Annotated in this window: 23 protein-coding genes; 11 read left to right on the plus strand and 12 right to left on the minus strand. The window is 69.3% G+C overall.

The window, feature by feature from the left end; genetic code table 11:
* Positions 1-39: 39 nt before the first annotated feature.
* The gene (locus K8556_RS17225; protein ID WP_223741166.1) at positions 40-1,269 is read left to right on the plus strand and encodes a class I SAM-dependent RNA methyltransferase; all 1,230 of its coding nucleotides are present in this window, start codon (positions 40-42) and stop codon (positions 1,267-1,269) included.
* Here K8556_RS17225 and plsY read toward each other — a convergent pair.
* Positions 1,195-1,773 carry a glycerol-3-phosphate 1-O-acyltransferase PlsY gene (gene plsY / locus K8556_RS17230; RefSeq protein ID WP_223741167.1) on the minus strand — a complete coding sequence of 193 codons (579 nt, stop codon included), beginning with the start codon at positions 1,771-1,773 and terminating at the stop codon, positions 1,195-1,197. The two genes, K8556_RS17225 and plsY, sit on opposite strands and share 75 nt — an antisense overlap.
* A 24-nt stretch (positions 1,774-1,797) precedes the next feature.
* Positions 1,798-2,229 carry a DUF2752 domain-containing protein gene (locus K8556_RS17235; RefSeq protein ID WP_121713298.1) on the minus strand — a complete coding sequence of 144 codons (432 nt, stop codon included), beginning with the start codon at positions 2,227-2,229 and terminating at the stop codon, positions 1,798-1,800.
* Between the two features lie 89 nt (positions 2,230-2,318).
* Between K8556_RS17235 and K8556_RS17240 the strand changes: the two genes are divergently transcribed.
* The gene (locus tag K8556_RS17240; protein WP_223741168.1) at positions 2,319-2,876 is read left to right on the plus strand and encodes a DUF4920 domain-containing protein; all 558 of its coding nucleotides are present in this window, start codon (positions 2,319-2,321) and stop codon (positions 2,874-2,876) included.
* Between the two features lie 26 nt (positions 2,877-2,902).
* Complete coding sequence (locus K8556_RS17245) at positions 2,903-3,517, plus strand: hypothetical protein (RefSeq protein ID WP_223741169.1); 615 nt, start codon at positions 2,903-2,905, stop codon at positions 3,515-3,517.
* Between the two features lie 10 nt (positions 3,518-3,527).
* Here the strand turns inward: K8556_RS17245 and K8556_RS17250 are convergent, their stop codons facing one another.
* The 4 genes from K8556_RS17250 to K8556_RS17265 all read right to left on the minus strand — a co-directional run bounded on the left by K8556_RS17250 (position 3,528) and on the right by K8556_RS17265 (position 10,146).
* Entirely contained in the window at positions 3,528-4,466 is a 939-nt protein-coding gene (locus tag K8556_RS17250; protein WP_223741170.1) for a hypothetical protein, read from the minus strand.
* 99 nt (positions 4,467-4,565) lie between these two features.
* Entirely contained in the window at positions 4,566-6,110 is a 1,545-nt protein-coding gene (locus K8556_RS17255) for a radical SAM protein (protein WP_223741171.1), read from the minus strand.
* 115 nt (positions 6,111-6,225) lie between these two features.
* Positions 6,226-6,942, minus strand: coding sequence for a hypothetical protein (locus K8556_RS17260; protein WP_223741172.1), 717 nt, complete (start codon positions 6,940-6,942; stop codon positions 6,226-6,228).
* Positions 6,943-6,972: 30 nt separating this feature from the next.
* Positions 6,973-10,146: a TonB-dependent receptor gene (locus K8556_RS17265; RefSeq protein ID WP_223741173.1), complete on the minus strand. Its 3,174-nt coding sequence runs from the start codon at positions 10,144-10,146 to the stop codon at positions 6,973-6,975.
* 230 nt (positions 10,147-10,376) lie between these two features.
* Between K8556_RS17265 and K8556_RS17270 the strand changes: the two genes are divergently transcribed.
* From K8556_RS17270 to K8556_RS17290, 5 genes are all read left to right on the plus strand, one after another.
* The gene (locus K8556_RS17270) at positions 10,377-11,123 is read left to right on the plus strand and encodes an energy transducer TonB (protein ID WP_223741174.1); all 747 of its coding nucleotides are present in this window, start codon (positions 10,377-10,379) and stop codon (positions 11,121-11,123) included.
* Between the two features lie 75 nt (positions 11,124-11,198).
* The gene (locus K8556_RS17275) at positions 11,199-11,873 is read left to right on the plus strand and encodes a MotA/TolQ/ExbB proton channel family protein (protein ID WP_223741175.1); all 675 of its coding nucleotides are present in this window, start codon (positions 11,199-11,201) and stop codon (positions 11,871-11,873) included.
* 100 nt (positions 11,874-11,973) lie between these two features.
* Positions 11,974-12,387 carry a biopolymer transporter ExbD gene (locus K8556_RS17280; protein WP_014394198.1) on the plus strand — a complete coding sequence of 138 codons (414 nt, stop codon included), beginning with the start codon at positions 11,974-11,976 and terminating at the stop codon, positions 12,385-12,387.
* Positions 12,387-12,902, plus strand: coding sequence for a biopolymer transporter ExbD (locus tag K8556_RS17285; RefSeq protein WP_223741176.1), 516 nt, complete (start codon positions 12,387-12,389; stop codon positions 12,900-12,902). Before K8556_RS17280 ends, K8556_RS17285 begins: the two co-directional genes overlap by 1 nt.
* A 226-nt stretch (positions 12,903-13,128) precedes the next feature.
* Positions 13,129-14,766, plus strand: a complete 1,638-nt coding sequence (locus tag K8556_RS17290; protein WP_223741177.1) for a YifB family Mg chelatase-like AAA ATPase — start codon at positions 13,129-13,131, stop codon at positions 14,764-14,766.
* On the opposite strand, the gene K8556_RS17295 is transcribed toward K8556_RS17290, so the two are convergent.
* Positions 14,689-16,068: an NAD(P)/FAD-dependent oxidoreductase gene (locus K8556_RS17295; RefSeq protein WP_223741178.1), complete on the minus strand. Its 1,380-nt coding sequence runs from the start codon at positions 16,066-16,068 to the stop codon at positions 14,689-14,691. The two genes, K8556_RS17290 and K8556_RS17295, sit on opposite strands and share 78 nt — an antisense overlap.
* 281 nt (positions 16,069-16,349) lie before the next feature.
* On the opposite strand from K8556_RS17295, the gene recA reads away from it, so the two are divergent.
* Positions 16,350-17,375, plus strand: a complete 1,026-nt coding sequence (recA, locus tag K8556_RS17300; protein WP_223741179.1) for a recombinase RecA — start codon at positions 16,350-16,352, stop codon at positions 17,373-17,375.
* Here recA and K8556_RS17305 read toward each other — a convergent pair.
* Genes K8556_RS17305 through pssA form a run of 4 tightly spaced genes read right to left on the minus strand, consistent with a single transcriptional unit; the run spans position 17,372 to position 21,582 of the window.
* On the minus strand, positions 17,372-17,881 hold the full coding sequence (locus K8556_RS17305) for a DUF1285 domain-containing protein (RefSeq protein ID WP_223741180.1): 510 nt from the start codon (positions 17,879-17,881) through the stop codon (positions 17,372-17,374). The two genes, recA and K8556_RS17305, sit on opposite strands and share 4 nt — an antisense overlap.
* Positions 17,882-17,938: 57 nt before the next feature.
* Positions 17,939-19,408: a hypothetical protein gene (locus tag K8556_RS17310; RefSeq protein ID WP_223741181.1), complete on the minus strand. Its 1,470-nt coding sequence runs from the start codon at positions 19,406-19,408 to the stop codon at positions 17,939-17,941.
* Positions 19,405-20,670 (minus strand): CinA family nicotinamide mononucleotide deamidase-related protein, encoded by a 1,266-nt coding sequence (locus K8556_RS17315; RefSeq protein WP_223741182.1) that lies wholly within the window; start codon positions 20,668-20,670, stop codon positions 19,405-19,407. Before K8556_RS17315 ends, K8556_RS17310 begins: the two co-directional genes overlap by 4 nt.
* A 57-nt stretch (positions 20,671-20,727) precedes the next feature.
* Positions 20,728-21,582: a CDP-diacylglycerol--serine O-phosphatidyltransferase gene (pssA, locus tag K8556_RS17320; RefSeq protein WP_223741183.1), complete on the minus strand. Its 855-nt coding sequence runs from the start codon at positions 21,580-21,582 to the stop codon at positions 20,728-20,730.
* A 116-nt stretch (positions 21,583-21,698) separates the two neighbouring features.
* On the opposite strand from pssA, the gene K8556_RS17325 reads away from it, so the two are divergent.
* Entirely contained in the window at positions 21,699-22,817 is a 1,119-nt protein-coding gene (locus K8556_RS17325; protein ID WP_223741184.1) for an alpha/beta fold hydrolase, read from the plus strand.
* Here K8556_RS17325 and K8556_RS17330 read toward each other — a convergent pair.
* Positions 22,808-24,265 (minus strand): DUF1565 domain-containing protein, encoded by a 1,458-nt coding sequence (locus tag K8556_RS17330; protein ID WP_223741185.1) that lies wholly within the window; start codon positions 24,263-24,265, stop codon positions 22,808-22,810. The two genes, K8556_RS17325 and K8556_RS17330, sit on opposite strands and share 10 nt — an antisense overlap.
* 323 nt (positions 24,266-24,588) lie before the next feature.
* Between K8556_RS17330 and K8556_RS17335 the strand changes: the two genes are divergently transcribed.
* Positions 24,589-24,858 carry an HU family DNA-binding protein gene (locus K8556_RS17335; RefSeq protein WP_120550461.1) on the plus strand — a complete coding sequence of 90 codons (270 nt, stop codon included), beginning with the start codon at positions 24,589-24,591 and terminating at the stop codon, positions 24,856-24,858.
* The last annotated feature ends 12 nt before the right edge of the window (positions 24,859-24,870 follow it).

The raw sequence follows: 24,870 nt of genomic DNA on the forward strand, positions 1-24,870 counted from the left end.
GTTCCCAATCGTCCCCGGGTCGTCTAAGGGCGGTGCACCATGGCTGAACGTCTTGCCCTATTCGCCACCGCCGCGCGCGGCACCGAGGACCTGCTCGCCGAGGAGCTGAAAGAGCTCGGCGCCAAGCGCATCCGCCAGGACCGCGGCGGCGTGCGCTTCATGGCCGCGCTCGACGAGGCCCTCAACGTCTGCCTCTGGTCCCGCATCGCCATGCGCGTGCTCTACCCGCTGGGCGAGTTCGACGCGAAGGGGGCCCAGGGGCTCTACGACGCGGTGGCCAGCGTGCCGTGGGAGGAGCACCTCACCACGAACGTGACGTTCGCCGTGGACGCGAACCTGAAGGACACCGAGCACGCGCACTCCGGCTTCGTGGCCCTGAAGGTGAAGGACGCCATCGTGGACCGCCTGCGCGACAAGCTGGGCTCTCGGCCGGACGTGGACACGCGCAACCCGGACGTGTCCGTGGTGGCGCACCTGGTGAAGGAGAAGCTGTCCCTCTCCCTGGACCTGTGCGGAGACCCGCTGCACCGGCGCGGCTACCGCGTGCGCCCCACCCCCGCGCCCCTGAAGGAGAACCTGGCCGCGGCCCTGCTGCGCGCGGCGGGCTACACCGGCACGGAGGCGCTGGTGGACCCCATGTGCGGCTCCGGCACCCTCGTCATCGAGGGCGGCCTCATCGCGCGCAAGCGCGCCCCGGGCATCAACCGGAGCTTCGCGGTGGAGCGCTGGCCGCACCTGGGCGCGCGCGCGAAGGAGCTGCTCGCGGACCTGCGCGCGGACGCGCGGCGCAACGAGCGCAAGGTGGAGGTCCCCATCCTCGGCTTCGACAAGAGCGACGAGGCCCTGGAGGCCGCGGACCGCAACGTGAAGGCCGCGCGGCTGGGCGAGGAGATAACGCTCGCGGAGGGCGACGCCACGAAGCTCCCGCCCCTGCCCGAGGGCGGTGGGCTCATCCTCACCAACCCGCCCTACGGAGACCGGCTCGGCTCCGGCGGCCAGAAGGGCATGAAGACCTTCTACTTCAAGCTGGGTGACAGCCTGCGCGGGCTGCCGGGCTGGCGCGTCTGGGTGCTGTCTGGCAACCCCGCCTTCGAGAGCGCCTTCCACGCGCGCCCCATGGCCCGGCGCGACGTGTGGAACGGCCCCATCCCCTGCACGCTGCTGGGCTACCGCGCCCCGCCGCTGCCCCCCGGCTCAAAGCCGGTGCTCGGTGCGCCGGGCGAGCCGCTGGAGGTTGCTCCGGTGCGTCCAGAGCATCAGGACGAATAGCCCGGCGGTGAGCAGCACGTACTCGCGGGCGGGCGCGGTGAAGAACGCGGTGGCGATGGCGACCACCGCCGCGGACAGCGACCCCACGGAGCTCACGCGCCAGCGGGCCACCACCAGCCCGTAGATGATGGCCCCCGCGAGCGCCGCCTTGGGCACCAGCACCACCAGCACGCCCAGCGCGCTGGCCACGCCCTTGCCGCCCTGGAGCTTGAGCCACACCGGGTACACGTGCCCCAGCACCGCGGCCAGGCCCACCAGCGCGTGCGCGCGCGCATCCCCGGGCATGAAGTGCACGGCCAGCGCCACGGGCAGCACGGCCTTGAGCGCGTCCAGCAGCAGCACCACCGCGCCCAGCTTCTTGCCGGCGACGCGCGTGACGTTGGTGGCGCCGATGTTGCCGCTGCCGCTGGCGCGCACGTCCACCCCGCGCAGCCACCGCGTCAGCAGCACGCCGAAGGGGACGGAGCCGCAGAGGTAGCCCAGCAGGAGGAAGGCGGAGAGCACGGAAGAGGACAGGGGCCCCGCCCTTCAGGACAGCAGGTGCGGGAAACGGGTGTGCACCACGACGTAGGCGTAATTGACCAGCAACACCAGCGGGAACGCGATGCGCACCCACCGCCACTCGCGCTCCTCCAGCTCCACCTCCGGGATGGGCATCGCGAAGAGGAAGTGCAGCACCGTCGCCACCGCGGCCAGCGCGAACAGGAGCGCGCACACGGTGCCCAGGGGGTTGGCCTCCCACGCCCCGGGGATGTTGAAGTGCGCGACGCGGTCCGCCACGCGGGTGAGCCCACAGCCCAGGCAGGGCCAGCCCGTGTGCTCGCGAAGCACACAGCCCCAGAACGGGATGATGCGGGCCACGGGGACGTAGCGCCCCACGAGCAGCCCACCCAGCCCGACGAGCCCGAGCCATTCGAATGTGCCCAACCGGCGGTTGGGAGCGGGGATGGTGACCTTCATGCGCACCTCGCGCCGAGTGTGCGGGACAAGTCGCGAGGATGGAAGGGGCGCCTTGCCCGGCCCTGGAAACCTGGGCTAAGCGGACGGGCATGCACATGCTCCGCACTGCCCTCGTGATGCTGGTCGCCGCCCCCCTCGTGGCCCTCGCGGCGGACAAGACGCCCAAGCCCGCCGCCAAGGCCGAGGCCGCGTCGAGCGACTGCCACCACCCCGCCGACGCGAAGGCGCCCGAGGCCGCCAAGGCCGCGAACCCTGGCGACTGGACGCTCACCCGCGGCGAGCCCCTCAAGGGCGAGAAGACGGTGAAGCTGTCGGAGCTGCTCGCGAAGCCCCAGGCCCACGACGGCAAGGTCGTGCGCGTGGAGGGCCAGGTGCGCAAGGCGTGTGAGAAGAAGGGCTGCTGGATGGAGCTGGCCCAGGACGCCAAGAGCCCCGGCGTGCGCGTGACGTTCAAGGACTACGGCTTCTTCGTCCCGCTGGACTCGGCGGGCTCGCAGGCGCGCGTGGAGGGCGTGGTGAAGGTCGCGGAGCTGAGCGACGCCCACGCGAAGCACTACGAGGCGGAAGGCGCCATCGTCCCCCGCGGCACCGACGGCAAGCCCCGCGAGGTGCAGCTCGTGGCCTCCGGCGTCGAGCTGCGCCGCTAGCCGCGATGGGAGGCCGCAGTTTCAGCATGCGGGGCGTGCAGGGCGCGGCCGACCGGGCCGTGCAGCACGCCCGCGCGTGGCTCCTGGAGACCGAGCCCGGGTCGCGCGTGCACGACGTGCAGTTGGACCCGCGCTTCCAGCACCGGGGCGTGGACCTGCTCTGGGAGCTGCCCTCCGGAGAGGTGCGCGGCATTGAAGTGAAGGGCGACCGGCAGGCCACCCGCCGCCGCTACTTCTTCGAGCTCATCTCCAACCTGGAGAAGGACACGCCGGGCTGCTTCCTCTACAGCGGCGCGGACCTGATGCTGTACGTGTTCCTCACGCAGGGGGAGCTGCACGCCCTGCCCCTGCCCCGAGTGCGCGAGTGGTTCCTCCCCCGCGCGAAGGAGTACGCCCTCAAGCACGCCTTCACCCAGACGGGCGCCATCCGCTACACCACCGTGGGCGCCGTGGTGCCCGTGCGCGACGTGGCGGAGGGCGTGCCCGGCGTCGTCACCGTGAAGCTCAAGCGCGCGGCGCCGGAGAAGCCCGGCGTGAAGCCCGTCACCCCGGACGCGGAAGGCGCGACGCCCGCCGCGGCCAGCGCCCCCCAGGCGCCCGAGGCCCCGGAAGCCCGGAGCCCCCGGCGCACGGGGACCTGAAGCCGGCCGGCTAGCGGCGGCGCTGCGGCTGCGCGTGCTGGTGACGGTGCGCCCGGTGCCCCGGGTGCATCTTGTCGTGCAGGGCCTCCAGCCGCTCCTGCGTGCCCATCAGCTCCAGGAGCGCGGACCGGTCGTTCTGCTGCTTGAAGACGTGCTCCAGGCGGGGCACCAGGTCCAGCGCCAGGTGGATGTCGTTGGCCTTCTCCGCCTCCGCCAGCAGGCCGCGGCCCTCGACGTTCGCGTCAATCCAGGCCTGCAGGTGGATGAGGCCGTCCACCGCCAGCAGGCGCGAGATGGGCGCGCGCGCCGTGTCGTGGATGAGGTTCTTGAGGTCCTGGATGGCGGGCTCGCGCTCGCCCTTCGCGGCGCGCACCACCGCCTGGGAGATGCCGCGCCGGTCGGGCAGCAGGAACTCCTCCACCTCCGCGAACGTCGTGGCGTCGTCCAGGTGCCCCTGCGCGGCCAGCGACTCCGCCAGGCTGTCGAACAGCTCCGCGTCCTTCTCCGAGAAGGGCGCCAGCGCCTCCTGGAGGAAGGGCTGGGGCAGCGCGCCCTTGTCATCCACCGCCAGCTTGGAGCGCAGGCTCTTCACGTGCTCGAAGGCGGAGGCCACCGGGGCCTCCTTCGCGCCGTTGAGCTTGTGCACCAGCACCTGCATCAGCGTCGCCAGGGCGGTGGTGAACTCCTGCGGGGACACGCGGTCCGGCATCCACCGGCGCCACAGCTCCACGGCCGCGGCCACGACGTAGTCCTTGAAGGGGCCGGTGCCCTTCCACTTCGCCGCCCACTGCTGGGCGATGCCGAGCGGATAGGCGGACTCCGCCAGCTTGCGGTAGTCCTCTTCGCCCACGGGGACGCCGTAGTGCCCCAGCGTGCCCAGCAGGGCCTCCGTCGAGTAGTCCTTGAGGCCCGTCTTCTGCCACGACTTTTCCACGCGCTGCGTGCTCACCAGATGCTCTCCGAGGCCATGCGAGTGCCGGCCATCGGCCCCGCCTTGCCGTCTTCTAGCGAAAGCGGAGCCCGGCGAATACGGCCTTTGCGGGCCCCGTCAGGCGGCGGACGGCTGGGGCGGCGGGCGGCCCGGCACGATGGGCCACACCGTGGGCTGGCGCCGCCCGTCCTCCACCCGGCGGGCCATGTACGGCTCGCACCCGCGCTCCTGGAAGGCCCGCTTCCACGCGGCGAAGCTGCCCCCCGCGCGCCAGGCGTCCATGGCCGCGAGCCCCGCCTCCGGACCGCACTGGGCCAGCATGTACTCCACCCAGGCCCAGCGCGCGGACGTCGGCCGCACCTCCGCCCGCCCGCGCAGCCCCTTGCGCAGGCGCTCCAGCTTGTTCTCCACCTCGCGAAGCCCCGCGAAGGGCGCCCCGTCCAGCGGCGTGTTGCGCTTGGCCACGAAGGGCGCGACCCCCAGCGCCACCGGCAGGATGCGCGACAGCTCCGTGGTGAAGCGGATCAGCTCGTCGATGTCCGCGTCCTCCTCATGGGGCAGGCCCACCACGTTGTAGACCTTGAGCTGCTTCATGCCCGCCGTGCGCGCGAACCGGGCGGCGCGGACAATCTGTTCCTCGGAGTGCTTGCGGTCCACCAGGTCCCGCATCTTCTGGGACGCCCCGTCCGCGGCCACCGTGAGGTTCGTCGCCCCGCCCCGCCGGAGCTGATCCACCAGCTCCTGCGTGAGCCGGTCCGCGCGCAGCGAGGACACGCCCACCTCGCGCCCCGAGTCCACGATGGTGCGCAGGAGCTCCACGATGCGCGGGTGGTCCGTCACCGCCGCGCCCACCAGCCCCACGCGCTTCGCGTGCTCGGGGATGAGCGACAGGATGCGCTCCGGGGGCACCGTGCGCATGCCGCCATTCGTGGTGCGGCGCATGACGCAGTAGTGGCAGCCGCGGGAGCAGCCCCGCTCCGGCTCGATGAGGAACATCGACCGGAGCTCCGTGTGGGGGGTGATGATCTGCGTGCGCGCCGGCAGCCGGGCGTCCGTCGCCTTCGCCACGTGGTAGCGCGCCCCACCCCGCCCGGGCACCCGGAAGCCGGGGACCTTCGCCAGGTAATCGAGCAGCGCCTCGCGCTCCATGGAGGCCGCGGCCTCCAGCAGCACGTGGATCAAATCTTCCGCCTCCCCCTGGACGAGCACGTCCACGAAGGGCTCCAGCGGGTCCGGGTTGGAGAACGTCAGCGGACCGCCCGCCACCACCAGCGGATGTCTGGCATCCCGTTCCGCCGAAAGAACTGGCAAACCAGACAAATCCAACATCGTGAACAAGCCTGAAAGCTCCAATTCATAGGCGACTGAAAAGGCAAGCATTTCAAAGCCAGACACGGATGCCTGGGATTCCCAGGTAAACAATGGCGTCCGTGTTCTCTTGTATGTCTCGACATCATCGGGAAGGAAGACGCGCTCGGCGGTCGCGCCCGGGTGCGAATGCACCTCCCGGTAGATGGCCTGGTAGCCCAGCGAGCTCATGCCCACGTGGTAGGGGCTCGGGTAGCAGAGCGCGACCCGGTAGGGCGCCTCCTTGCGGAGCGTCCCGGCTTCGTCCGCCAGCAGTGAGCAGACGTGCTCGATGAGTTCGTAACGGCCCTCCATGGTCCTCCCGACGTGGATTCCAGACACCTAACAACAGCGCGGCCCCGGACCGCCACTCCCGCGTGGGGGAGGGGCTGCCGGGGCCGCGTTGGCCTTCAAGGTCGGTCAGTGCCGACTACTTGAACGACGGGATCGCGTTCGCAGGGACGCAGACGCCCACTTCGGGGTCGCACGTCACGGCGAAGTCCGGGTTGAGCCCCGAGCCCGCGCCGCACGTCGAGGGGAAGTTCTCCTCGACGTTCGGGTCCAGCGACGGGTCGCAGCCAGTCGCCGGCCAGATCGCACGCATCACGTAGTGCGCGGTGCACCCGTTGACCGTGTAGGTCAGCTCGCCGGTCATCTGCGTGCCAGGAGCGCTCGGGCTCGAGTACACGCGCACCTTGCCGAACTGGTACGAGATGGACTGCGGCGCCGACGCGAAGTCACCCTGCGTCGCCTCGACACCCGCCACCGAGAAGCCGTCCGCGGTGCAGAACTGCTCCGCGTCCTTGCCGGTGGTCAGGCTGCCCGTCGCCTGGAGCTTGTCGAACCCGGCAGCCGTGCTGTCCGTGTCGAACTTGCCCAGGGCGGCCAGGCTCAGCGGCCGGAGGACCAGGATGGCCGTGTTGGCCACCGGATCCGCGAACTTCCAGACACCCAGCTCATCACCCACCAGCGGCTCGAAGTCCTCGCAGGTGCCCTGCGGAGCGTCCACCGCATCGAACTTCGCCCACCAGGTAGCGAACGAGGCGTCCTGAACGATGCACCCGGGATCCGGCTGCTCGGAGTCGCAAGCGGCGAGGCCGCCCGCGAGCCCAAGCATCACCACGGTCGAAAGAATGCTCTTGCGCATGTTGCTGATCTTCCTCATGTGGTCAGGTGGTTAGAACGTGTACCGGACACCGAAGCGGATCTGCCGCGGGGCCTGGTAACGGTCCGGGTTCTTGAAGTTCTTGTTCACGTCTTCCTGGGTCAGGAACTCGCCCGGAGCGCCCGCGATCGGAACACCCGTGGGGAGATCCGCCTGCGTACCGGCGGTCTTCGTGGCCGGGTTGTAGATCGGCAGGACCTCGGTGAACGTGTAGGACTCGTCGACGCTGTCAACGCCCTGGAAGTTGAAGAGGTTGAACACGTCCAGGGTGAAGGACACCACGCTGTCCTTGCTCACGCGGTAGTTCACGCCCACGTTGGAGTCAACGCTGTTGATCCACGGGGTGCGACCGCCGCTGCCGCGCGGCAGGATGAACGTCTCATCCTGGCCGTAGCCCGGGTACGCGCCGAGGTAGCTGATGGGCGTACCGGAGTTGCCGCGGTAGGACAGACCGATGCTCGCCGACAGCGCGTTGGAGATGTTGAACTCCTTGGCGCCGAACACCTTGATGGCGTGCGTACGGTCGAAGGGCAGCAGACCCGTGCGGTTGTTCAGGAGGGCCACCAGGTCGAAGTCCGCGAGGATGTTCGGGTCGAGCTGGTTGTTCTCCGGACGGAACAGACCGGGGTAGTTGCCGTACAGGCGGGACCACGTGTAGCTCGCCTGCGCCAGCCAGCCGTCCGTGAACGTGCGGTTCAGGTAGACGGTGACCGCGTCGTAGTCACGCACCGGCGTCGGGAACTCCTTGGCGAAGCCGCTGCCAGGGTTGCCGAGGAAGTACGTGTTGCCGTCATCGCGGCTCATGTCCTCGATGACCTTGTTCATGTCGCGGTGCGTGTACGTCGCGCCCAGGCGGGTGTTCGCCAGGAGCTCGTACTCGCCGCCGACCACGATTTCGTCGGAGGACTGGGGCTCGATGTCCGGATCGACCGGCTCGTTCTGCACCAGACCGCCGCTGTAGAGCTGGTTCGCGTTGGAGGTGCTCTCCGCGCGCGGCACGATGAACTGGTCGGACGCGCAGTTGCCGCGCTGACCCTCGAGCGTGGACGGATCGCAACCGCCCGCGGCGCCCGGCTCCGAGAAGAAGCGACGCGCGCTGAAGCGGCGCTCACCCGGGAAGGCGCGGTCCATCATGTTGAGCGGAACCTGCTCGTAGTACCGGGCGAAGTTCACGAACAGCTTCGCGCGGCCGTTGGCGAACGGATCCACCACGGCGCCGATGCGGGGCGACCACTGGTTGCCGAGCTTCAGGGCCAGGTTGCCGTCGCCGCCGTACATCGACTGCACGTCGTACCGGACGCCCAGGTTCAGGGTGACGCGGTTGGCGATGGACCAGCTGTCCTGGAGGAAGCCACCGATGGTGGTGCCGCTCGTCGAGGACTGCTGCAGGGTCTCGAACACCGGGGTGTCCGGGGCCGTCTGGTAGCCGTAGCGGCGGTTGTCCGACCAGATCTTGATGGTCGAGCCGTTGTACGACGTGCGCGACTCCTGCAGGAACACGCTGCCGGAGTAGGCCTTCTTCTGGTCGTAGGACAGGAACTCGGTGTCCACGCCCGCCTTGAAGACGTGCGTCCCCAGGGCGTTCAGAAGGTAGGTGGCCTTCGCGTTGATCTGGTAGCGGTCCAGGGTGGCCTCGGACATGAAGCCAGGGCCGCCGACGTAGTAGTTCGTCACGGGGCAGCGGACAGCCCGCTCCGCATCCGTCACGCCGCAGTACTGGTCGGCGTTCGGGACGTTCTCGAACATCGTCAGGGGACGCGTGGTCGAGTACCGCGCGAGCGCGTAGCCGGCCAGGCCGTCCGTCGAGCCGATGGCGCTACCGTCCGCCGGAGGCGTGGAGGCAGTCTGGTGGAACCAACCGAGGTTGGCGTCGACCAGGATCTTCTTCTCCATGAACGCGCCCGCGTACTTGAGGGCGAGTGCCGTGGTGTTGGCGCGGTTCTCGGTGTTGCCGATGTCCTCGGGACGCGTGTTCTGCGCGGCCGGCAGACCACCCGAGCGGGGGCTGATCTGCAGCTTGCCCAGACCACCCGACACGGTCGGGGTGCCGTTCAGGGCGAACGACACGTTGTGGTCCTGGTTGATGAGGTACGTCAGCTTGCCCATGAACTGGATCGTGCGGGAGTCGGCGAAGTACTTCCGCTCGGAGCCCGGGATCTGCTGGACGACGCTGAAGCCGTTCGCATCCGTCGCCACATCGCCGTCGTCATTCAGCGTGAAGGCGTTGAGCGCGCGGGTGTGCTCGTAGCGCTGGAACGACGGCGCGAAGCCGGCGAAGAACCAGAGCTTGTCCTTGAGGATGGGACCACCGAGGGTGGCGCCGAAGTCGCCCAGGTTGCTCAGGGCGTTCAGGCCGGTGATCGTGGTGCCGTCCTCGATGACCAGCTTGCGGTTGCCTTCCAGGGCGCCCGGCGTCCAGTTGGCGAACACGGAGCCGTGGAACTCGTTGGAACCGGACCGGGTCACCGCGTTGATCACACCGCCCGTGGAGCGACCGAACTCCGGCATGTAACCGCCGGTGATGATGTTCACGTCCTGCACGAACTCGATGCTGAGCGGGCTGGCGTTCACGCCGAAGGCCGGGTCGTTCGTGGACAGACCGTCCACCACGTAGCCGTTCTCGGGCGAGGTCGTGCCGTTGATGGACACGCCGTACTGGTCGGACTGGGCGCCCGGGGCGAGCTCGGCCAGGGACTCGAACGAGCGCGTCGCGCCGCCCTTGCCGACCGGACGGGCCACCGCGATGCGCTTGATGAACTCCTGATCAACGTTGACGCCCTGGTTCGTCGAACCGACGTCGATCGTCGGCGGCGTACCAATGACGTCCACCGTCTGCGTGAAGGAGTCCGGCAGGAGCTCCACGTTCACGCGGATGGTGCGGTTGAGGAGCAACTGGATTTCGGGGCGGGCGTAAGGCTTGAACGTCTCCTTCTCGAACCGCAACGTATACGTGCCCGGCGGGAGCTGGGGAATACGGTAGTTACCCTGTGCGTCGGTAACCACGGTCTGCTCGCCCTGCAGGTTGGGCGAGGTGGCGGTCACAACGACATCGGCTGCCGGCTTCTTGTCCTCAGTATTGATGACAGTGCCGATGATGACGCTGGACTGCGCGAAAGCCGCGGATCCGTACAACAGACCCGCAGCAAGGACGACTCCGGTTTCCCGAAGTACTTGTTTCACTTGCATACCAAACCCCTCCAAGGTGGGCTGCAACCGAAAATGACTCGGGAAAATAGCCGAGGTCAAGCAGTTGTCAATAGACCGTTGCTTTTTGGTGACCAGTGGGGCATTGGCGCGATCACGCAGCGGCGCCAGACACGGTTGCTTGAACCCGGAACCCTTTTCTGTATGGTGGCCGCCCTTCAATCCGGGCATGGCGGGGACGGGTAGTCCACTGGTGAAGAGGAGTTACTTGCATGTTCGATTCAGTCCTTGACCGCGGGCAAGGACCCAGGTCGCGGTTCGGCGTGGGTGCTGGCGTGTCCACGCTGCTCCACGTTGGCCTGCTGGGTCTTGTGGCCTATCTCTCCACGCGTCCGCCTCCCGTGGAGGAGAAGGAGGTCGAGGTCACGCTGAAGGCCACGATGGCGCCTCCGCCTCCTCCGCCTCCTCCGCCTCCCCCGGCGTCGAAGCCGAAGACGGAGAAGAAGGTCACGCCCAAGAAGCCCAAGGACGTGATCGTGCAGCCGAAGGAGATCCCGCAGCAGAAGCCGCAGGAGACCGAGACCGCGCCGGAGCCCGAGGAAGAGGAGGCGAGCGAGTCCGAGGTCGAGGGTGGCGTGGAAGGTGGCGTCGCGGGCGGTGTGGTGGGTGGCGTGGTGGGCGGCGTGATCGGTGGCGTGGTGGGCGGTCAACTGGGTGGAACGGGCACGGACGTGCTGGCGTTCGGCCAGGGCATGACGCGTCCGGAGAAGATCGCGGGTCCGGAGGTTTCCTATACGCGTGAGGCCATTGAAGCGCGCGTGCAGGGCCTGATGATCGTGAAGTGCGTCATCACGACCGAGGGAAAGGTCGAGCGCTGCCGCACGATCAAGCCGCTCCCTCACATGGAGCAGGCCGTGATGGACGTGCTCACTGCCTCACGTTACAAGCCGGTCACGTTCCAGGGCAGGCCGGTCGAAGTGCAGTACACGTTCAACTTCAACCTGAAGCTGCCGCGCTGATCCAAAGCAGGCAGTCCCGCTTGAGCAGTCCGCCGAACATCACCTCGCGCTCGTGAGGAGGAGCGCTCCACAGCCATGCAATTTACCCTGCTTGATATCTGGCACCACACGGGCCTCTTCGCCCGCATGATCATCTTCACCCTCGCCATCATGTCGGTGGCGTCGCTGGTCGTCATGGCGGAGCGGATCATCGTCTTCCGCAAGACCCGCTCGGACAGCCGCAACTTCGCCGCCAAGATGGGCGCCATCCTCGCGAAGGGCGACCTGACGACCGCGGCGAACACCAACCTGGGCAAGGACGTGGGCCACCTGGGCCGCGTCATCAACTCCGGCCTGACGGCGTACCGCATCACCCCCGGGAACAAGGACCTGGCGGTGGAGTCCGTGGCCCGCGCGCTGGAGCGCCAGGCGCAGCGCGAGGTGCAGAGCCTCAAGCGCGGCCTGGGCCTGCTGGCCACGGTCGGTTCGACGGCGCCGTTCGTCGGTCTGCTGGGCACCACGATGGGTATCGTGAACGCCTTCCAGCTCATGGCGGCCGCGGGCTCCGGCGGTCTGGCGACGATCTCCGCCGGTATCTCCGAGGCGCTCATCACCACGGCGTTCGGTCTGCTCGTGGCGATCCCCGCCGTGATGGCCTACAACTTCCTGCAGGGCTGGGTGGATGCCCGCTCCGTGGACATCTCCGAGTCCTCCAACGAGTTCCTGGACGTGGTGGCCCGGCACGTGGGCGGCGGTTCGTCGCACGCCTAGTCGCAGCCCCACCCTGGGACGTCCCCACCCATGTGGGCGGTCCGGCTGAGAAGCCGCGCTGCCCCGGGGTGGGCGTTCCTTCCCGGATACAGGTGCACGCATGGGAATGTCAGCAGGCCCCAAAGGGGGCATCAAGAGCGAGATCAACGTCACGCCACTCGTGGACGTGGTGCTGGTGCTCCTCATCATCTTCATGGTCGTGACGCCCATGCTCCAGCGCGGCAAGTCCGTGGAGCTGCCCAAGGCCACGGAGATCGAGAAGGAAGGCAAGACGGACGCCGATCCGCTGATCCTCTCCATCACCCCGGACAAGAAGATGTTCGTGGAGAACGATGAGGTCGACGAGAAGGGGCTCCAGGAGAAGATCGCCGCGGAGCTGGTGAAGGATCCCGGCAAGAAGATCCTCCTGAAGGGCGACAACGCCCTGAACGTGGGTGACGTGCGCAAGGTGCTGGACACGGCCCGCAAGGCGAAGGCGAAGCAGATCGCCCTGGGTGTGGAGGAGAAGAAGTAATGTCCCGAGGACACAAGCAGCGTCAGTGGGTCAAGCCCGCGTCCGCGCCGAACTCGGAGATCAACGTCACGCCCCTGGTGGACGTGGTGCTGGTGCTCCTCATCATCTTCATGGTGGTGACGCCCCTCCTGGAGAAGGACATCCTCGTCCGCGTCCCGGAGACGGAGGTGGAGGAGAACCAGCCGCCGCCGGAGCCCGATGATCAGCAGATCGTCGTGCAGGTGGACAAGAGCGGCGCCTACTCCATCAACACGGAGCAGATCCCCGCTTCGGACTACATCGCCCGCCTCAAGCGGATGCTGAACGCCAAGAAGCCGGACGAGAAGGTCGTCTTCTTCATGGCGGATGACGCGGCGAACTACGGCAAGCTCGTGGTGGCGCTGGATGGCGCCCGTGCCGCGGGAGCGAAGATCCTGGGCATGGCCACCGAGCTTCCCCAGAACGCGGTCATCCAGGGCACGCAGGCCACGCCGGACGGCGCGCCGCCCGCGCCCCCTGCCCCGCCGACGCCCTGATCCGCACCTTCCATCAGGGCTGACGCGCGGACACGCCGTCACCGATTCCATCCGAAGCCCGCTGGCGTTCCGACGCCAGCGGGCTTCTTCTTTTCAGGCCCCCATGTCCCCGCTCGGGACCCGACGTCTGCCGCGCGGGATGGCCGCGGCGGGCCGCCTGAGAGCGAGGCGCGCCGGTACGGGCATTGCTCTCCCCTCCTCTCGTACGGGTTGGAAGGGGGAGACGATGCTGGCGAGGGTGCGGTCGGGGGCATTGATGGGCATCGACGCGGTGGTGGTGGAGTGCGAGGTCGACATGGCGCTCGGGCTGCCCTACTTCAACGTCGTGGGGCTGCCTGAGGGCGCGGCCCGGGAGTCGAAGGTCCGGGTGGTCTCCGCGCTGAAGAACGCGGGCTTCGACCTTCCGCAGAAGCGGATCACGGTCAACCTGGCGCCCGCGGAGATCCGCAAGGAAGGGGCGGCCTTCGAGCTGCCCATCGCGTTGGGCGTCCTGGCCGCGGCGCGGTTGATGGAGGAGGAACCGCTGGAGCGGTACCTCTTTGGCGGGGAGCTGTCGCTGGATGGCTCCATCAAGGCCATCAAGGGCGTGCTTCCGCTGGCCGTGGCGGCCCGGAATGGCGGCTTCCAGGGGGTCATGGTGCCGGCGGCCAACGCGGCGGAGGCGGCGCTGGTGGAGGGCCTCCAGGTGCTGTCCGTTGCCCACCTGAAAGAGGCCGTGGGCCACCTCACCGGCAAGGCCCCGCTGACGCCGCTGATGCGCACGGGGACCTCGGTGAGCGGTCCTCGCGCGGTGTCCGCGGACATGGCCGACGTCAGGGGACAGCCGGAATTGAAGCTGGCGTTGGAGCTCGCCGCGGCGGGAGGCCACAACATCCTGATGGCCGGACCTCCAGGTTCGGGCAAGACGATGCTGGCGCGACGGCTGCCGGGCATCCTGCCCGAGATGACCTTCGACGAGGCCCTGGAGGTCACGAAGGTCTACTCCATCCAGGGGCTGCTGGGAGACGAGCAGGCGCTGATCCGCGAGCGTCCGTTTCGCGCGCCCCATCACACGCTGTCCGATGCGGGGCTCGTGGGAGGGGGCCCCATGGCCCGTCCAGGGGAGCTGTCCCTGGCCCACCACGGCGTGCTGTTCCTCGACGAGTTGCCGGAGTTCCGGAAGAACGTGCTGGAGGTGCTGCGCCAGCCCCTGGAGGAAGGCGCCATCCACCTGGCGCGGGCCACCCAGCACATCACCTATCCCTGCCGGGTCATGCTGGTGGCGGCGATGAATCCCTGCCCGTGCGGCTACTTCAACGTCCCCGGCCGCACGTGCACCTGCCTCGAGCATCGCATCTTCGGCTACCACTCGCGCATCAGCGGGCCGCTGCTGGACCGCATCGACATCACCGTGCAGACGCGGCCGGTGGAGTACCACCACCTCGCGGAGAAGAGCCAGGAGCTGCCAAGCCACTACTACCGCCAGCGCGTGGAGGCCGCGCGCGAACGGCAGCGCGTCCGGTTCCAAGACACGCCAGGGGTGCACTGCAATGCCCAGATGCCTTCGCACCTGCTGCGCCGCTACTGCGTGCTGTCACCCTCCGCGGAGAAGCAACTGGAGCGCGCGGTCACTCATTTTGGCCTGTCCGCGCGGGCTCATGACCGCATCCTCAAGCTCGCGCTGACGCGCGCGGACCTGGAGGGACACGGGCGTATCGAGACCGTGGACATGCAACTGGCCATCGATTGCCGGATGATGGACCGCCGGGGCTGGCTCCACACCAATACCCGGGGCGCGCTGAATGCCTCACCCCGCCCCGCCGCGGTCTGGAACCAGGCCTCCGAGGACGACGGGAGCCGCGGGTTCCCCGCCGGCAACAACTGACGTTCCACTGGCGGGCAGGGACTGCACGCCCCGCTCCTCCAGACGGGGAGCAGGGCCGGTGATGATGCGCGCGGACCTGCCGAAGGTCAGGTACGCGTACGCCCAGTTGAGCAGCACGGCCAGCTTGTTTCGGAAGCCGATGAGGAAGGTGATGTGGATGAAGAGCCAGGCCAACCACGCGACGAAGCCGGACTGCTTCACCCTGCGGAAGGCCACGCCCACCGCATGGCCCCTGCCGATGACGGCGTAGGTTCCCCGGTCCCAGTAGCGGAAGGGCTGCATGGGCTGACCCGCGAGCTGGCGGCGGAGGTTGAGCACCGCGTGCTTTCCCTCCTGCATCGCCGCGGGCGCCACTCCCGGGACCGCGCTCCCGTCCTCCTGCTTCACGAGCGCCAGGTCCCCCACGACGAAGATGTCGGGATGCCCGGGCACGGTGAGCTCGGGCGTCACCGGGACGCGCCCTGCCCTGTCCAGCGTCACGCCGAGCGAGCGGGCCACGGGCGAGGCCTCCACTCCCGCGGCCCAGAGCACCGTGCGGGCCGCCAGATGTTCGGGGCCCATGTCCACGCCCGCGGCGTCGATGTTCGTGACCCGGGTGCCCGTACGGACCTCCACGCCGAGCCCCTCCAGCACCCGGCGGGCCTCCGCCGAGAGGTTCTCGGGGTAGGTGGGCAGCACGCGGTCCATGCCCTCGATGAGGATGACGCGCGCATCCCGTGGGTCGATGTTCTGGAAGTCGCCCGACAAGGAATTGCGGCTGATCTCCGCCAGCGCCCCCGCCAGCTCCACGCCCGTGGGCCCCGCGCCGATGATGGCGAAGGTGAGCAGCGCGCGGCGGCGCTCGGGGTCCGGTTCGCGCTCGGCCTGCTCGAAGGCGAGCAGCACGCGGCGGCGGATCTCCAGCGCGTCCTCGACGGTCTTCAATCCCATCGAGTGTCGCGACCAGGCGTCATTGCCGAAGTACGAGTGCGTCGCCCCGGTGGCGACGATGAGGAAGTCGTACGCCAGCTCGCCATCCGCCAGGAGGACGTGCTTGCGCGCGGTGTCCACGCCAGTGACTTCCGCGAGCAGCACCTGGACGTGATTGCGTCCGAGCATCCCCCGCAGTGGCGCGGCGATGTCGCTGGGGCTCAGCGTCGCCGTGGCCACCTGGTACAGCAGGGGCTGGAAGAGGTGGTGGTTGTGACGGTCCACCATCGTGACGCGAACCCCTGCCTTTCGCAGGTACCGGGCCGCGTAGAGGCCGCCGAAGCCGCCTCCCAGGATGACCACATGGGGAAGGTTCTCACGGGTCGTATTCACGTGAGGGATGTCACCGCGACGCGCCAGGGATTCAACGCAAAGCCTTCCATCCCATCAAGCCGGCCTGTCACGTCCCGTCGTGCCTGCTTATGCGGAGACGCGCTCACCTTTGCGCCTTCTCAGCGCGTGGGAGACAGCCACGCCGCTCCGCCAATCCGGACGGCTCCGGCGAACCTGGACGGCCTTGCAGGCCCTTCCTCCTGGAGGCCCGCGCGGCACGGGCGTTGCTCTGCCCACCGCCGAGGCATCCAGCCCGCAGGGCGGCGAGGGAGGCAGACGAGATGAGCAGGCTGACGGAGAAGTTGAAGGCAGTGGCGGCGGCGGTGGCGTCCATCGAGAAGCAGTTCGGCCGGGGCGCGGTGATGACGCTCGGCGCGGACGCACCGGAGCAGAAGGTGGCGGTCATTCCCACGGGCTCGGTGGGGTTGGACCGGGCGCTGGGCGTGGGGGGGTATCCGCGAGGGCGCGTGGTGGAGCTGTTCGGCAACGAGTCCTCTGGCAAGACGACCCTCACCCTGCACGCCATCGCGCAGGTGCAGGCGGTGGGAGGCGTCGCGGCCTTCATCGACGCGGAGCACGCGCTGGACCTGTCCTATGCGCGCAAGCTGGGCGTGCGCACGGAGGAGCTGCTCGTGGCGCAGCCGGACACCGGAGAGCAGGCGCTCGAAATCACCGAGCAGCTCGTGCGCTCGGGCGCGGTGGACCTCATCGTGGTGGATTCGGTGGCGGCGCTGGTCCCCCGCGCGGAAATCGAAGGAGAGATGGGCGACGCGCACATGGGCGTCCAGGCGCGTCTGATGAGCCAGGCGCTGCGCAAGCTCACGGGCGCGGTGAGCCGCTCCGGCACCTGCATCATCTTCATCAACCAGATCCGCATGAAGATTGGCGTGATGTTCGGCAACCCGGAGACGACGACGGGTGGCAACGCGCTGAAGTTCTACGCGTCGGTGCGGATGGAGATCCGCCGCACGGGCAACCTCAAGGAAGGCGACGCGGTGGTGGGCTCGAGGGCCCGCGTGAAGGTGGTGAAGAACAAGCTGGCGCCCCCGTTCCAGGAGGCGGAGTTCGACGTGCTCTACGGCACGGGCATCCACCGCGCCGCCGAGGTGCTGGACCTGGCCGTGAGCGCGGGCGTGGTGGAGAAGTCGGGCAGCCACTTCAGCCTGCGGGGTGAGCGCATCGGCCAGGGCCGCGAGCGGGCGTGCGAGTGGCTGCGGGAGCACCCCGACGTCCTGGAGTCCCTCGCTCGAGACCTGGTGGGCGCCGCCGCGCCCTCCGTGCCGTCCGCGGACGCCGCGGCGGCCTAGGTCGCGGCTTGGAACGCATCCAGCGAGAGGGGGACCTCCCAGTGGCGTTGGCCCGCGCGCAGCACCAGGTGCCCTCCGGGGCGCTCTTCCAGCAGCTCACCGAACTGGTACTGCGCATCCCGGGAGAACCGGGCCTTCGCCCTGCCCTGCTTCACGCGGCAGGTGAGGACTCCGTCCGGCGTGAGCTGGAGCGACCCCAGGTCCAGGGCTTCGGCTGTCCGGTCGCTCAGGCGCAGGGACACACGCTCGTCCGGAGTGACGTCCACGGTGCGGACCTCGTAGGCCGCGTCCTCCACCTGGACGTAGCACCAGTCCGGGGCGATGCGGAGCTGGTAGCGCCCGTCGTCATCCAGGACCAGCGAGGCGTTGAAGAGTTCGATGATCTTCGGGTGCTCGATGGGCTCGTCGTCGTGCCACCAGCGCAGCGCCGCATCCAGACGGATGCCGCTGTCCTCACGGGTGTGCCAACGCTTGCCTGGAGGGGGCTGGCCGGTAGGAGGTTGCATGTCACCCTTGATGTGCGGTTCGGGTCCGGCGGATTCAAGCCGCCGGAGCCTGGAGGCCTACCAGTTCCGCACGAACTCCGTGTAGCCACGGAAGGCCACGGCCCCCCAGAAGTTCACCAGCACGCCAAGCGCCAGCACGGCCACCACCGCGCGGTTGCGCAGCGACCATCCACCAATGGCGAAGAGCAGCAGCAGGTAGGGCGTGTAGTCCAGGCTGAACCGGAAGCCGAACTGCATGTAACCGGTGTTCTGGTAGAAGAGCCCCGGCAGCGCGCATACCGCCACGGTCAGCCACAGGGGCCAGTGCAGCCGGGGACGCGTGCGGGGGACCAGCAGGAACACCAGCAGGGGCAGCGTGAGCAGCAGCGTCAGCCCGTGCGGGTCGTACGACAGCTTCAACGGAGACAGCGATACCTGGGGCAGCTTGAGGAACGCGGCCTGGAGGTTGCGCGACAGGTACTCGATGTTGAAGAGCCCGAAGCGGTCGATGTCCACGTTCACCCGGTTGTTGAAGAGGTACGAGTGGCCGAACTCGCCGGGCTTGCCGAAGCGGTAGACGTTGTACGCGGCCGCGAGCACCGCGAGGGGCGCGGCCCCCGCGCCAAAGAGTGCCAGCTTGCGGAGGGCGGGCTTCCACGCGGTGGGAAGGGCCTTCAGTTGGGCCAGCCGGTCCGGTCCGGGACAGAGCGCCTCCAGGACGAAGAAGAGGCCCGCGAACACCAGCGGCGTGCGGGTGAGCACGGCCATGGAGAAGAAGAGGCCCGCGAGCACGGGGCGCCGCGCCTTCACGGCGTTGCGCACGTACAGACACGTGAGCGCCACGCCCATCACCTGCGCGCCGAACCAGACCTCGCCCCGGATGGCGCAGTAGAAGAACAGCGTGCCGAAGGCGAGCACCAGCGACAGCACCACGTTGTCATTGCGGTTGCGCTCGGTCTCCCCCTCCTGCGCGAGGAAGCGCAGCAGCGAATAGAAGAGCGCCACCGCGAGCGCGCCCACGAAGACGCCGAAGGACGTGTCGTTGAACTGGTAGCCGTGCAGCGCGACGAAGGGGAGCATCGCGACCGCGGGGAAGGACGGGAAGCTGACGAACCAGCGGTCATCGCGCAGCGGGCGTCCCTCGCACCGCACCTTGTGTCCGTCCACCAGCCGCACGCAGGCCCAGTCCTCCAGGTTGGGCAACACCCGCGGATCCACGTCGAGCCGCCCCTCCAGCCAGGACTGCGCCTGGTAGATGAAGTGCGGCGCGGCGCTCTGCCGGAGGAAGCGCTGCGAGCTGAAGCTGGACAGCACCGCGAACGCGACGAGGAACAGCACCACCTCCACCCGGTAGGCCGACAGCCACAGGCGCACCGCGCTTCGCACCGGATGTGCTCCTGCTCCGGCCGGCGACGTGGGGGGGCTGGTGGGCTCCGTCTCCGCCGTGGGGCTGGCGAGCTGCGCGGAGGACTCGGGCGTGGCCGGGGGCACCGTGGATGGCGCTTCCAGGGCGGAAGGACGGGGACGCTTTGATTTGGAGCGACTCATGGCGACACGGGGGCGGCGAGCAGGTGCAACCTCAACATTTCCAGCACGTGGGACGCGGCGAACAGGCGGACCCGGTCCCGGTCACCCGAGAGAGAGAGCCGCTCGAAGCGGGGCTCCATTCCGGGGCCGGCCAGCCCGCAGTACACGGTGCCCACGGGGTCCTCGGGGGTGCCTCCGCCGGGGCCCGCGTAGCCCGTGACGGACAGGCCGAACGTGGCGCCGCAGGCGGCGCGGACTCCCTCCGCCATGGCGAGCGCCGTCTGGGACGACACGGCGCTGTGCTTCTCCAGGATGTCCGGAGGCACGCCCACCCAGGCGGACTTCATCTTCTCCGAGTAGACGACCGCCCCTCCGATGAAGACCCGGCTGGAGCCCGGGACCGCCGTGAGTTCCTGCGCGACGAGGCCGCCCGTGCAGCTCTCCGCCACCGCCAGCGTGTGGCCGCCGCGCGCCAGCAGGTCGAGGAGGACGGGGGCGTATTCGCTGCCATCCGCGCCGTAGACGTGCGTGCCCAGCACCTGCCGGCATGCGGCCTCCGCGGCCGCGAGCGCGGCGTCGGCCTCCGCCTGCGTGGGGGCCTCCGCCATCAGCTTCAGGTGGTTCTCCGGTGCGTGCGTCCGGAAGCCGAACACTACCCTCGGGTGGCTGGGGGCCAGGGGCATCACCCGCTCGTTCAGCACGGACTCGGGCAGGCGCACGGTTCTCAGCAGGCGGAAGGCCCGGAACGTGCGACCGGGCTCGGCGGCGAGCCAGGTCCGCACGCGCGGCAGCACCTCTCCGTCCACCAGGGCGCGGTATTCACGCGGGACCCCGGGGAGGAAGAACAGGTGGGCTCGGCCCAATCGCTGGATGACCAGCGGTGCGGAGCCCTGGGGATTGCGCACGGGCTCGGTGCCCGAGGGGATGCGCGCCATGCGCAGGGCGCCTGGATTCAGGGGCATGCCTCGCGCGGCGTAGCGCTCCTTCAGCCAGCCGAGCACCCTCGCGTCCTCTTCCATGGACACGCCCGCGGCGGCGGCGGCGCACTCCAGCGTGAAGTCATCCGCAGTGGGGCCCAGGCCTCCCGAGACGATGACCACGTCCGCGCGCGCGGAGGCCTCCAGCAGCGCGCCCGTGATGTCCGGGCGCACGTCACCCACCACCGTCACCCGCGCGACCTTCACACCCAGGTCGAAGAGGCGGGCTTCCAGATAGGTGCTGTTGGTGTCCGTGATGAGGCCGGTGACGAGCTCGTCACCAGTGCACAGCAGCTCGACGCGCATGGGCCGGGCATCCTAGCGGCCGGCACGGTCCGCGTCCCAGCTCCCGCGCTCGGCTGCTCAGAGGAACGCGGGACCGTCGTCCGTGGCGTTGGGCTCGGAGTCCTCGTCGTCGTCCTCGTCCAGCCCGGCCGCCACCGCCACCGCGGCGACGGCGCCGACCTTGCGCGACGCCAGGCGGCTGCGCACGGAGACCGCGGACTCCACCAGCCCCATGACCAGGTACGCGGCGAAGTACGTCACCAGCACCCATGCCGGGTGGAAGCGCTGGGCGATGAACGCGCCCGTGAGCGCCATGGCCATGAAGACGAGCGCCGTCTTGCGGCTGGGACGCGCGTCCTTGAAGGTGCGGTAGCGCACCGTGGACACCATCAGCAGCGACAGGGCGCCCACCGCCACCGCCACCGGCACGCGCGCGCCGTCACCGAGCGCCTCGCCCTGGGTGGCCACGTGGTGGGAGATGATGAGCGAGACGAGCACGCCGGCCGCCAGCGGGATGGGGAGCCCCACGAAGAAGCCGCCGCCACCGCCGTGCGGGTTGCGCATGGCGAGCACGTTGAAGCGCGCCAGCCGCATGGCGCCGCAGGCCATGAACGCGAAGGAGATGAACAGGCCCCAGAAGCCCATGGGGGCCAACGCCCACTTGTAGACGAGGAGCGCCGGCGCCGCGCCAAAGGACATGACGTCCGCGAGGCTGTCGAGTTGCATGCCGAAGTCGCTCTGCGTCTTCGTCAGGCGGGCCACCCGTCCGTCGAACCCGTCGAAGAACATGGCGAAGAGGATGGCCAGGGCCGCCTGGTACATCTGCACCGGTTCAGCCTCACCCGAACACAGGGTGATGGCGTAGAAGCCACAGAAGATGGAGGTGACGGTGAAGAGGTTCGGGAGCACGAACATCAGTTTCCGCAGCTTCATCGTTCCCTCGACTTCCCCAGGTGGTCGGCTGCCCATGTGGCAGAAACGGCGAGGGAACGGACCTTAGCAGGGTTTTATTCGCGCCGGAGTCAGTCCCCGGTCCTATGGGAGGAGAAATGCCGTACGGGCAGTGGGCCCTGTGGGGATTGGCCGCGGCGGCCGTCCTGCTGCTGGTGAACGTGGGGTGGGTCCTGCTCGTGAGGCGCTGGTACCGCCTCAAGGGCCCTCTCCCCGAGATGCTGCGCGTGAAGTGCGCGGATGGGTGGGAGCTGACCGTGCACGCCCGGCGGGCACCGGTGCGCCGCTTCGCGGAGCCCGTCCTGCTGTGCCACGGGCTGGCGGCCAACCGCTTCACCTTCGACTTCGAGCCGCCCTACTCCGTAGCCCACTACCTCACCGAGGCCGGCTTCGATTGCTTCAGCGTGGAGTGGCGCGGCACCGGGCACTCGCAACGTCCGCCCAGGGGCCGGCGGCCCACGGACTTCACCGTGGACGACCACATCCATCACGACGGACCGGCCCTGCTGGAGCTGGCGCTGAAGGAGACCGGCGCGAAGCAGGCCTTCTGGCTGGGCCATTCGCTGGGGGGCCTGGTGGGGTACGGCGTGGCGCAGGGGCCCGAGGGCGGGAAGCTGGCGGGTCTGCTCGAGCTGGGCGCGCCGGTGTACCTCAAGTCGGAGCCGTTCCTGCGGACGCTCATCTCGCTGGGCGTGCGCGCGGCGTGGCCCGGGAGCATCCGGCAGGCGTGGGTGAGCGCCAGCATGGCGCCCTTCCTGGGCTACCTCGCGCTGCCCCTGTCGGACATCGTCGTGAACCCCCGGCATGTCCCGCCGCGCGTCCTGCGGCAGTTGTCCGTGAACATGATGGCGGCGATGAGCCGCAAGGTGCTGCTCCAGTTCCAGGACTGGATCTCCCACGACGCGTTCCGTTCCTACGACCGCAAGACGGACTGGCGCGCGGGCATCGCGAAGCTCCAGTTGCCCGTGCTGGTGATGGGCGGCAGCGCGGACCGACTGGCCACCGCGGCCAACGTGGAGGCGCAGTACGCGCTGCTTACGTCACCGGATCGCACACTGCATGTCTTTGGCCGGGACCGCGGGGACAAGATGGACTACGGCCACGGCGACCTCATCTTCGGCACCGGCGCGCCCCTGGAGGTCTACCCCGTCATTCGCGAGTGGCTCGAGCAGCGCGCCACGCCGCTGCCGCCCACGCCCGCGCCCGCTCAGGGCTGAGGCGAGCGGGCGTCGAGCTGGACGCAGGGGGAGCGCAGGCCTCGCGTGGTGTTCGCGTCGACGTGGCGGAGGCGGACGCGCGTCTGGCCCTCGCAGTCGGTGGAGACCAGTTCGCCCCGCGCGTCCTTCGCGGTGAGGCCCTCCACCTGCAACTGGCCCTCTTCAATGGCCACCAGGATGGACCCCGGCGTGTCGCGCACGTCGACGTTCCGGGACTCCAGGGTGGCCTTCGAATCCACCGCCAGCGCGGCGAGCCCGCAGCCCGAGAGCCGGGCGTCGCGGAGCACGGCGCGGGCCCGCTGCGTCGCCAGCACGCAGGTGCCCTTCGCGCCCTCGACGGTCACGGTGTCGACGTCCGCGTCCACCTGACGCAGGTGGAGCCCGTCCCCCGCGATGCCATCCGCGGTGCTCACGCCCTGGATGACCCCGTCCCGCAGGCGCACGCGCCCTTGCAGCGCCACCACGCCGTACTCCCGTGAACCCTCCAGGCGGAAGCGCCGCACCTCCAGGTCCGAGGCGGTGAGCTGGAGCGCCCCGTAATTGCCCGCGTCCTTCACGGTCACGTCCTCCAGCAGACCGGTCGTCGCGGTGAGCCCCATCCCCGCGCGCGTGGCGTGCTCCGAGCGGAAGCCCCGCACCGACAGCCGGGCCTGGTTGGCCGTCACGCCGTACTCGTGTCCCTGGACCCGGGCGTCCACCAGCGTCAGCGCTCCCTCCACCGTGGAGAACGCCGCGCCCGTGCCCCCCGAGGCCCGCGCCCGCTCGACCTCCGCCACGCCGCCCTCCTGGCTCAGCGCCATCCGGGGGCCCTGGAAGTCCACCCCCTCCAGGCGCACCGTGGCCCCTCCCCGGGCCCGCACCGCGCGGTCGTAGGCTCCCTCGAAGGCGCTGTCCCGGAGGATCAGCGAGGGCGCGGAGGCCCCCGGGGTCCCGGCCTCCACGAGGACGCCCACCACGACCGGCGCCTGGCTGGCCGTCCCCGCCTCGAAGCGCAGCCCCCTGCCCTCCAGCGAACCCGCGCCCAGCCGGATGGCGCCCCGGGTCTGACTCCGGAAGGTCACGGCGTGGACACTCATGGGGCCCCGGGCTTCCAGGCCCCAGCCTCCTCCCTCGACCACCAGGGCCTCCAGCGCGGTGTCCCCTGTCGCCTCCACCACGGAGGGACCGGGGTCCGTCGCCGCCAGGATCGTGGCGGGGCCCCTCCCCACGAGCCGGGTGCCCTCCGGCAGCCGGAAGGGGCCTTCGTAACGGCCGGAGGCCAGGTGCACGCGCTTCGGGCCGGGGCGGGCCAGGGCCTCGGTGAGTGAGCGCAGGGGGCGCTCCCGGGTGCCGTCGCCGCCCGAGGCCGCCCTGTCCACCCAGAGCTCGGCCGCCACCTGGGGCCGTGGGGCCGGCCGCGAGCAGGCGCACAGCAGGACGAGGAGCCATGGAAGCAGTCGGGTGGGCACGCGGGCAGGCACTCTAGCCCCCTGATGGCGCCCTGCTGGAGCTGGATCAGCGGCGACTGCTAAGTGATCGATTTTCCAATGCCTTTCACCCAAAACCGATCATCAGGCGATCACTTCCCGTGATGTGAAAAGCAGGAGTGTGAGGATGTATCAAAAGATGCGATCCTCCCTCTCTCTACAGGGTGTATTTTCAGAGGCCAGTTTTCATCCGGAGGCCGAATTTCCGGCCTGGGAGCAGGTGGCGCATTGACAGTCGAAACCTCGATTTGTTACCTCCGCCATCCGCTCGTTCAACGCCAGACAACGCAAGAGGGAGGGGTGTCATGACCAAGGCAGAGCTCGTGGAGGTGGTGGCTGCGCAGTCGAGGCTCACGAAGAAGCAGGCTGCCCAGATCCTCGACAGCGTCTTCACCAACATCGGCAAGGCGGTGAAGAAGGACACGCGCTTCAGCTACCCCGGGTTCGGCACGTGGTCGCTGCGCTCGCGCAAGGCGCGGAAGATCCGCAACCCGCAGACCAACGAGATGATGAAGCTCAAGGCGTCGAAGACGGTCGGTTTCCGTCCTGCCAAGGAGCTGAAGAACTCGCTGTAGTCGCAGGGCCGT

It is taken from the genome of Corallococcus sp. AS-1-12 (assembly GCF_020036995.1).
GTDB lineage: Bacteria > Myxococcota > Myxococcia > Myxococcales > Myxococcaceae > Corallococcus.

Coding starts and splice junctions, on each gene's coding strand:
- K8556_RS17225 (WP_223741166.1), top strand. CDS start 40: ATGGCTGAACGTCTTGCCCTATTCGCCACCGCCGCGCGCGGCACCGAG.
- K8556_RS17235 (WP_121713298.1), bottom strand. CDS start 2,229: ATGAAGGTCACCATCCCCGCTCCCAACCGCCGGTTGGGCACATTCGAA.
- K8556_RS17240 (WP_223741168.1), top strand. CDS start 2,319: ATGCACATGCTCCGCACTGCCCTCGTGATGCTGGTCGCCGCCCCCCTC.
- K8556_RS17245 (WP_223741169.1), top strand. CDS start 2,903: ATGCGGGGCGTGCAGGGCGCGGCCGACCGGGCCGTGCAGCACGCCCGC.
- K8556_RS17255 (WP_223741171.1), bottom strand. CDS start 6,110: ATGGAGGGCCGTTACGAACTCATCGAGCACGTCTGCTCACTGCTGGCG.
- K8556_RS17260 (WP_223741172.1), bottom strand. CDS start 6,942: ATGCGCAAGAGCATTCTTTCGACCGTGGTGATGCTTGGGCTCGCGGGC.
- K8556_RS17265 (WP_223741173.1), bottom strand. CDS start 10,146: ATGCAAGTGAAACAAGTACTTCGGGAAACCGGAGTCGTCCTTGCTGCG.
- K8556_RS17270 (WP_223741174.1), top strand. CDS start 10,377: ATGTTCGATTCAGTCCTTGACCGCGGGCAAGGACCCAGGTCGCGGTTC.
- K8556_RS17275 (WP_223741175.1), top strand. CDS start 11,199: ATGCAATTTACCCTGCTTGATATCTGGCACCACACGGGCCTCTTCGCC.
- K8556_RS17280 (WP_014394198.1), top strand. CDS start 11,974: ATGGGAATGTCAGCAGGCCCCAAAGGGGGCATCAAGAGCGAGATCAAC.
- K8556_RS17285 (WP_223741176.1), top strand. CDS start 12,387: ATGTCCCGAGGACACAAGCAGCGTCAGTGGGTCAAGCCCGCGTCCGCG.
- K8556_RS17290 (WP_223741177.1), top strand. CDS start 13,129: ATGCTGGCGAGGGTGCGGTCGGGGGCATTGATGGGCATCGACGCGGTG.
- recA (WP_223741179.1), top strand. CDS start 16,350: ATGAGCAGGCTGACGGAGAAGTTGAAGGCAGTGGCGGCGGCGGTGGCG.
- K8556_RS17305 (WP_223741180.1), bottom strand. CDS start 17,881: ATGCAACCTCCTACCGGCCAGCCCCCTCCAGGCAAGCGTTGGCACACC.
- K8556_RS17310 (WP_223741181.1), bottom strand. CDS start 19,408: ATGAGTCGCTCCAAATCAAAGCGTCCCCGTCCTTCCGCCCTGGAAGCG.
- K8556_RS17315 (WP_223741182.1), bottom strand. CDS start 20,670: ATGCGCGTCGAGCTGCTGTGCACTGGTGACGAGCTCGTCACCGGCCTC.
- pssA (WP_223741183.1), bottom strand. CDS start 21,582: ATGAAGCTGCGGAAACTGATGTTCGTGCTCCCGAACCTCTTCACCGTC.
- K8556_RS17325 (WP_223741184.1), top strand. CDS start 21,699: ATGCCGTACGGGCAGTGGGCCCTGTGGGGATTGGCCGCGGCGGCCGTC.
- K8556_RS17335 (WP_120550461.1), top strand. CDS start 24,589: ATGACCAAGGCAGAGCTCGTGGAGGTGGTGGCTGCGCAGTCGAGGCTC.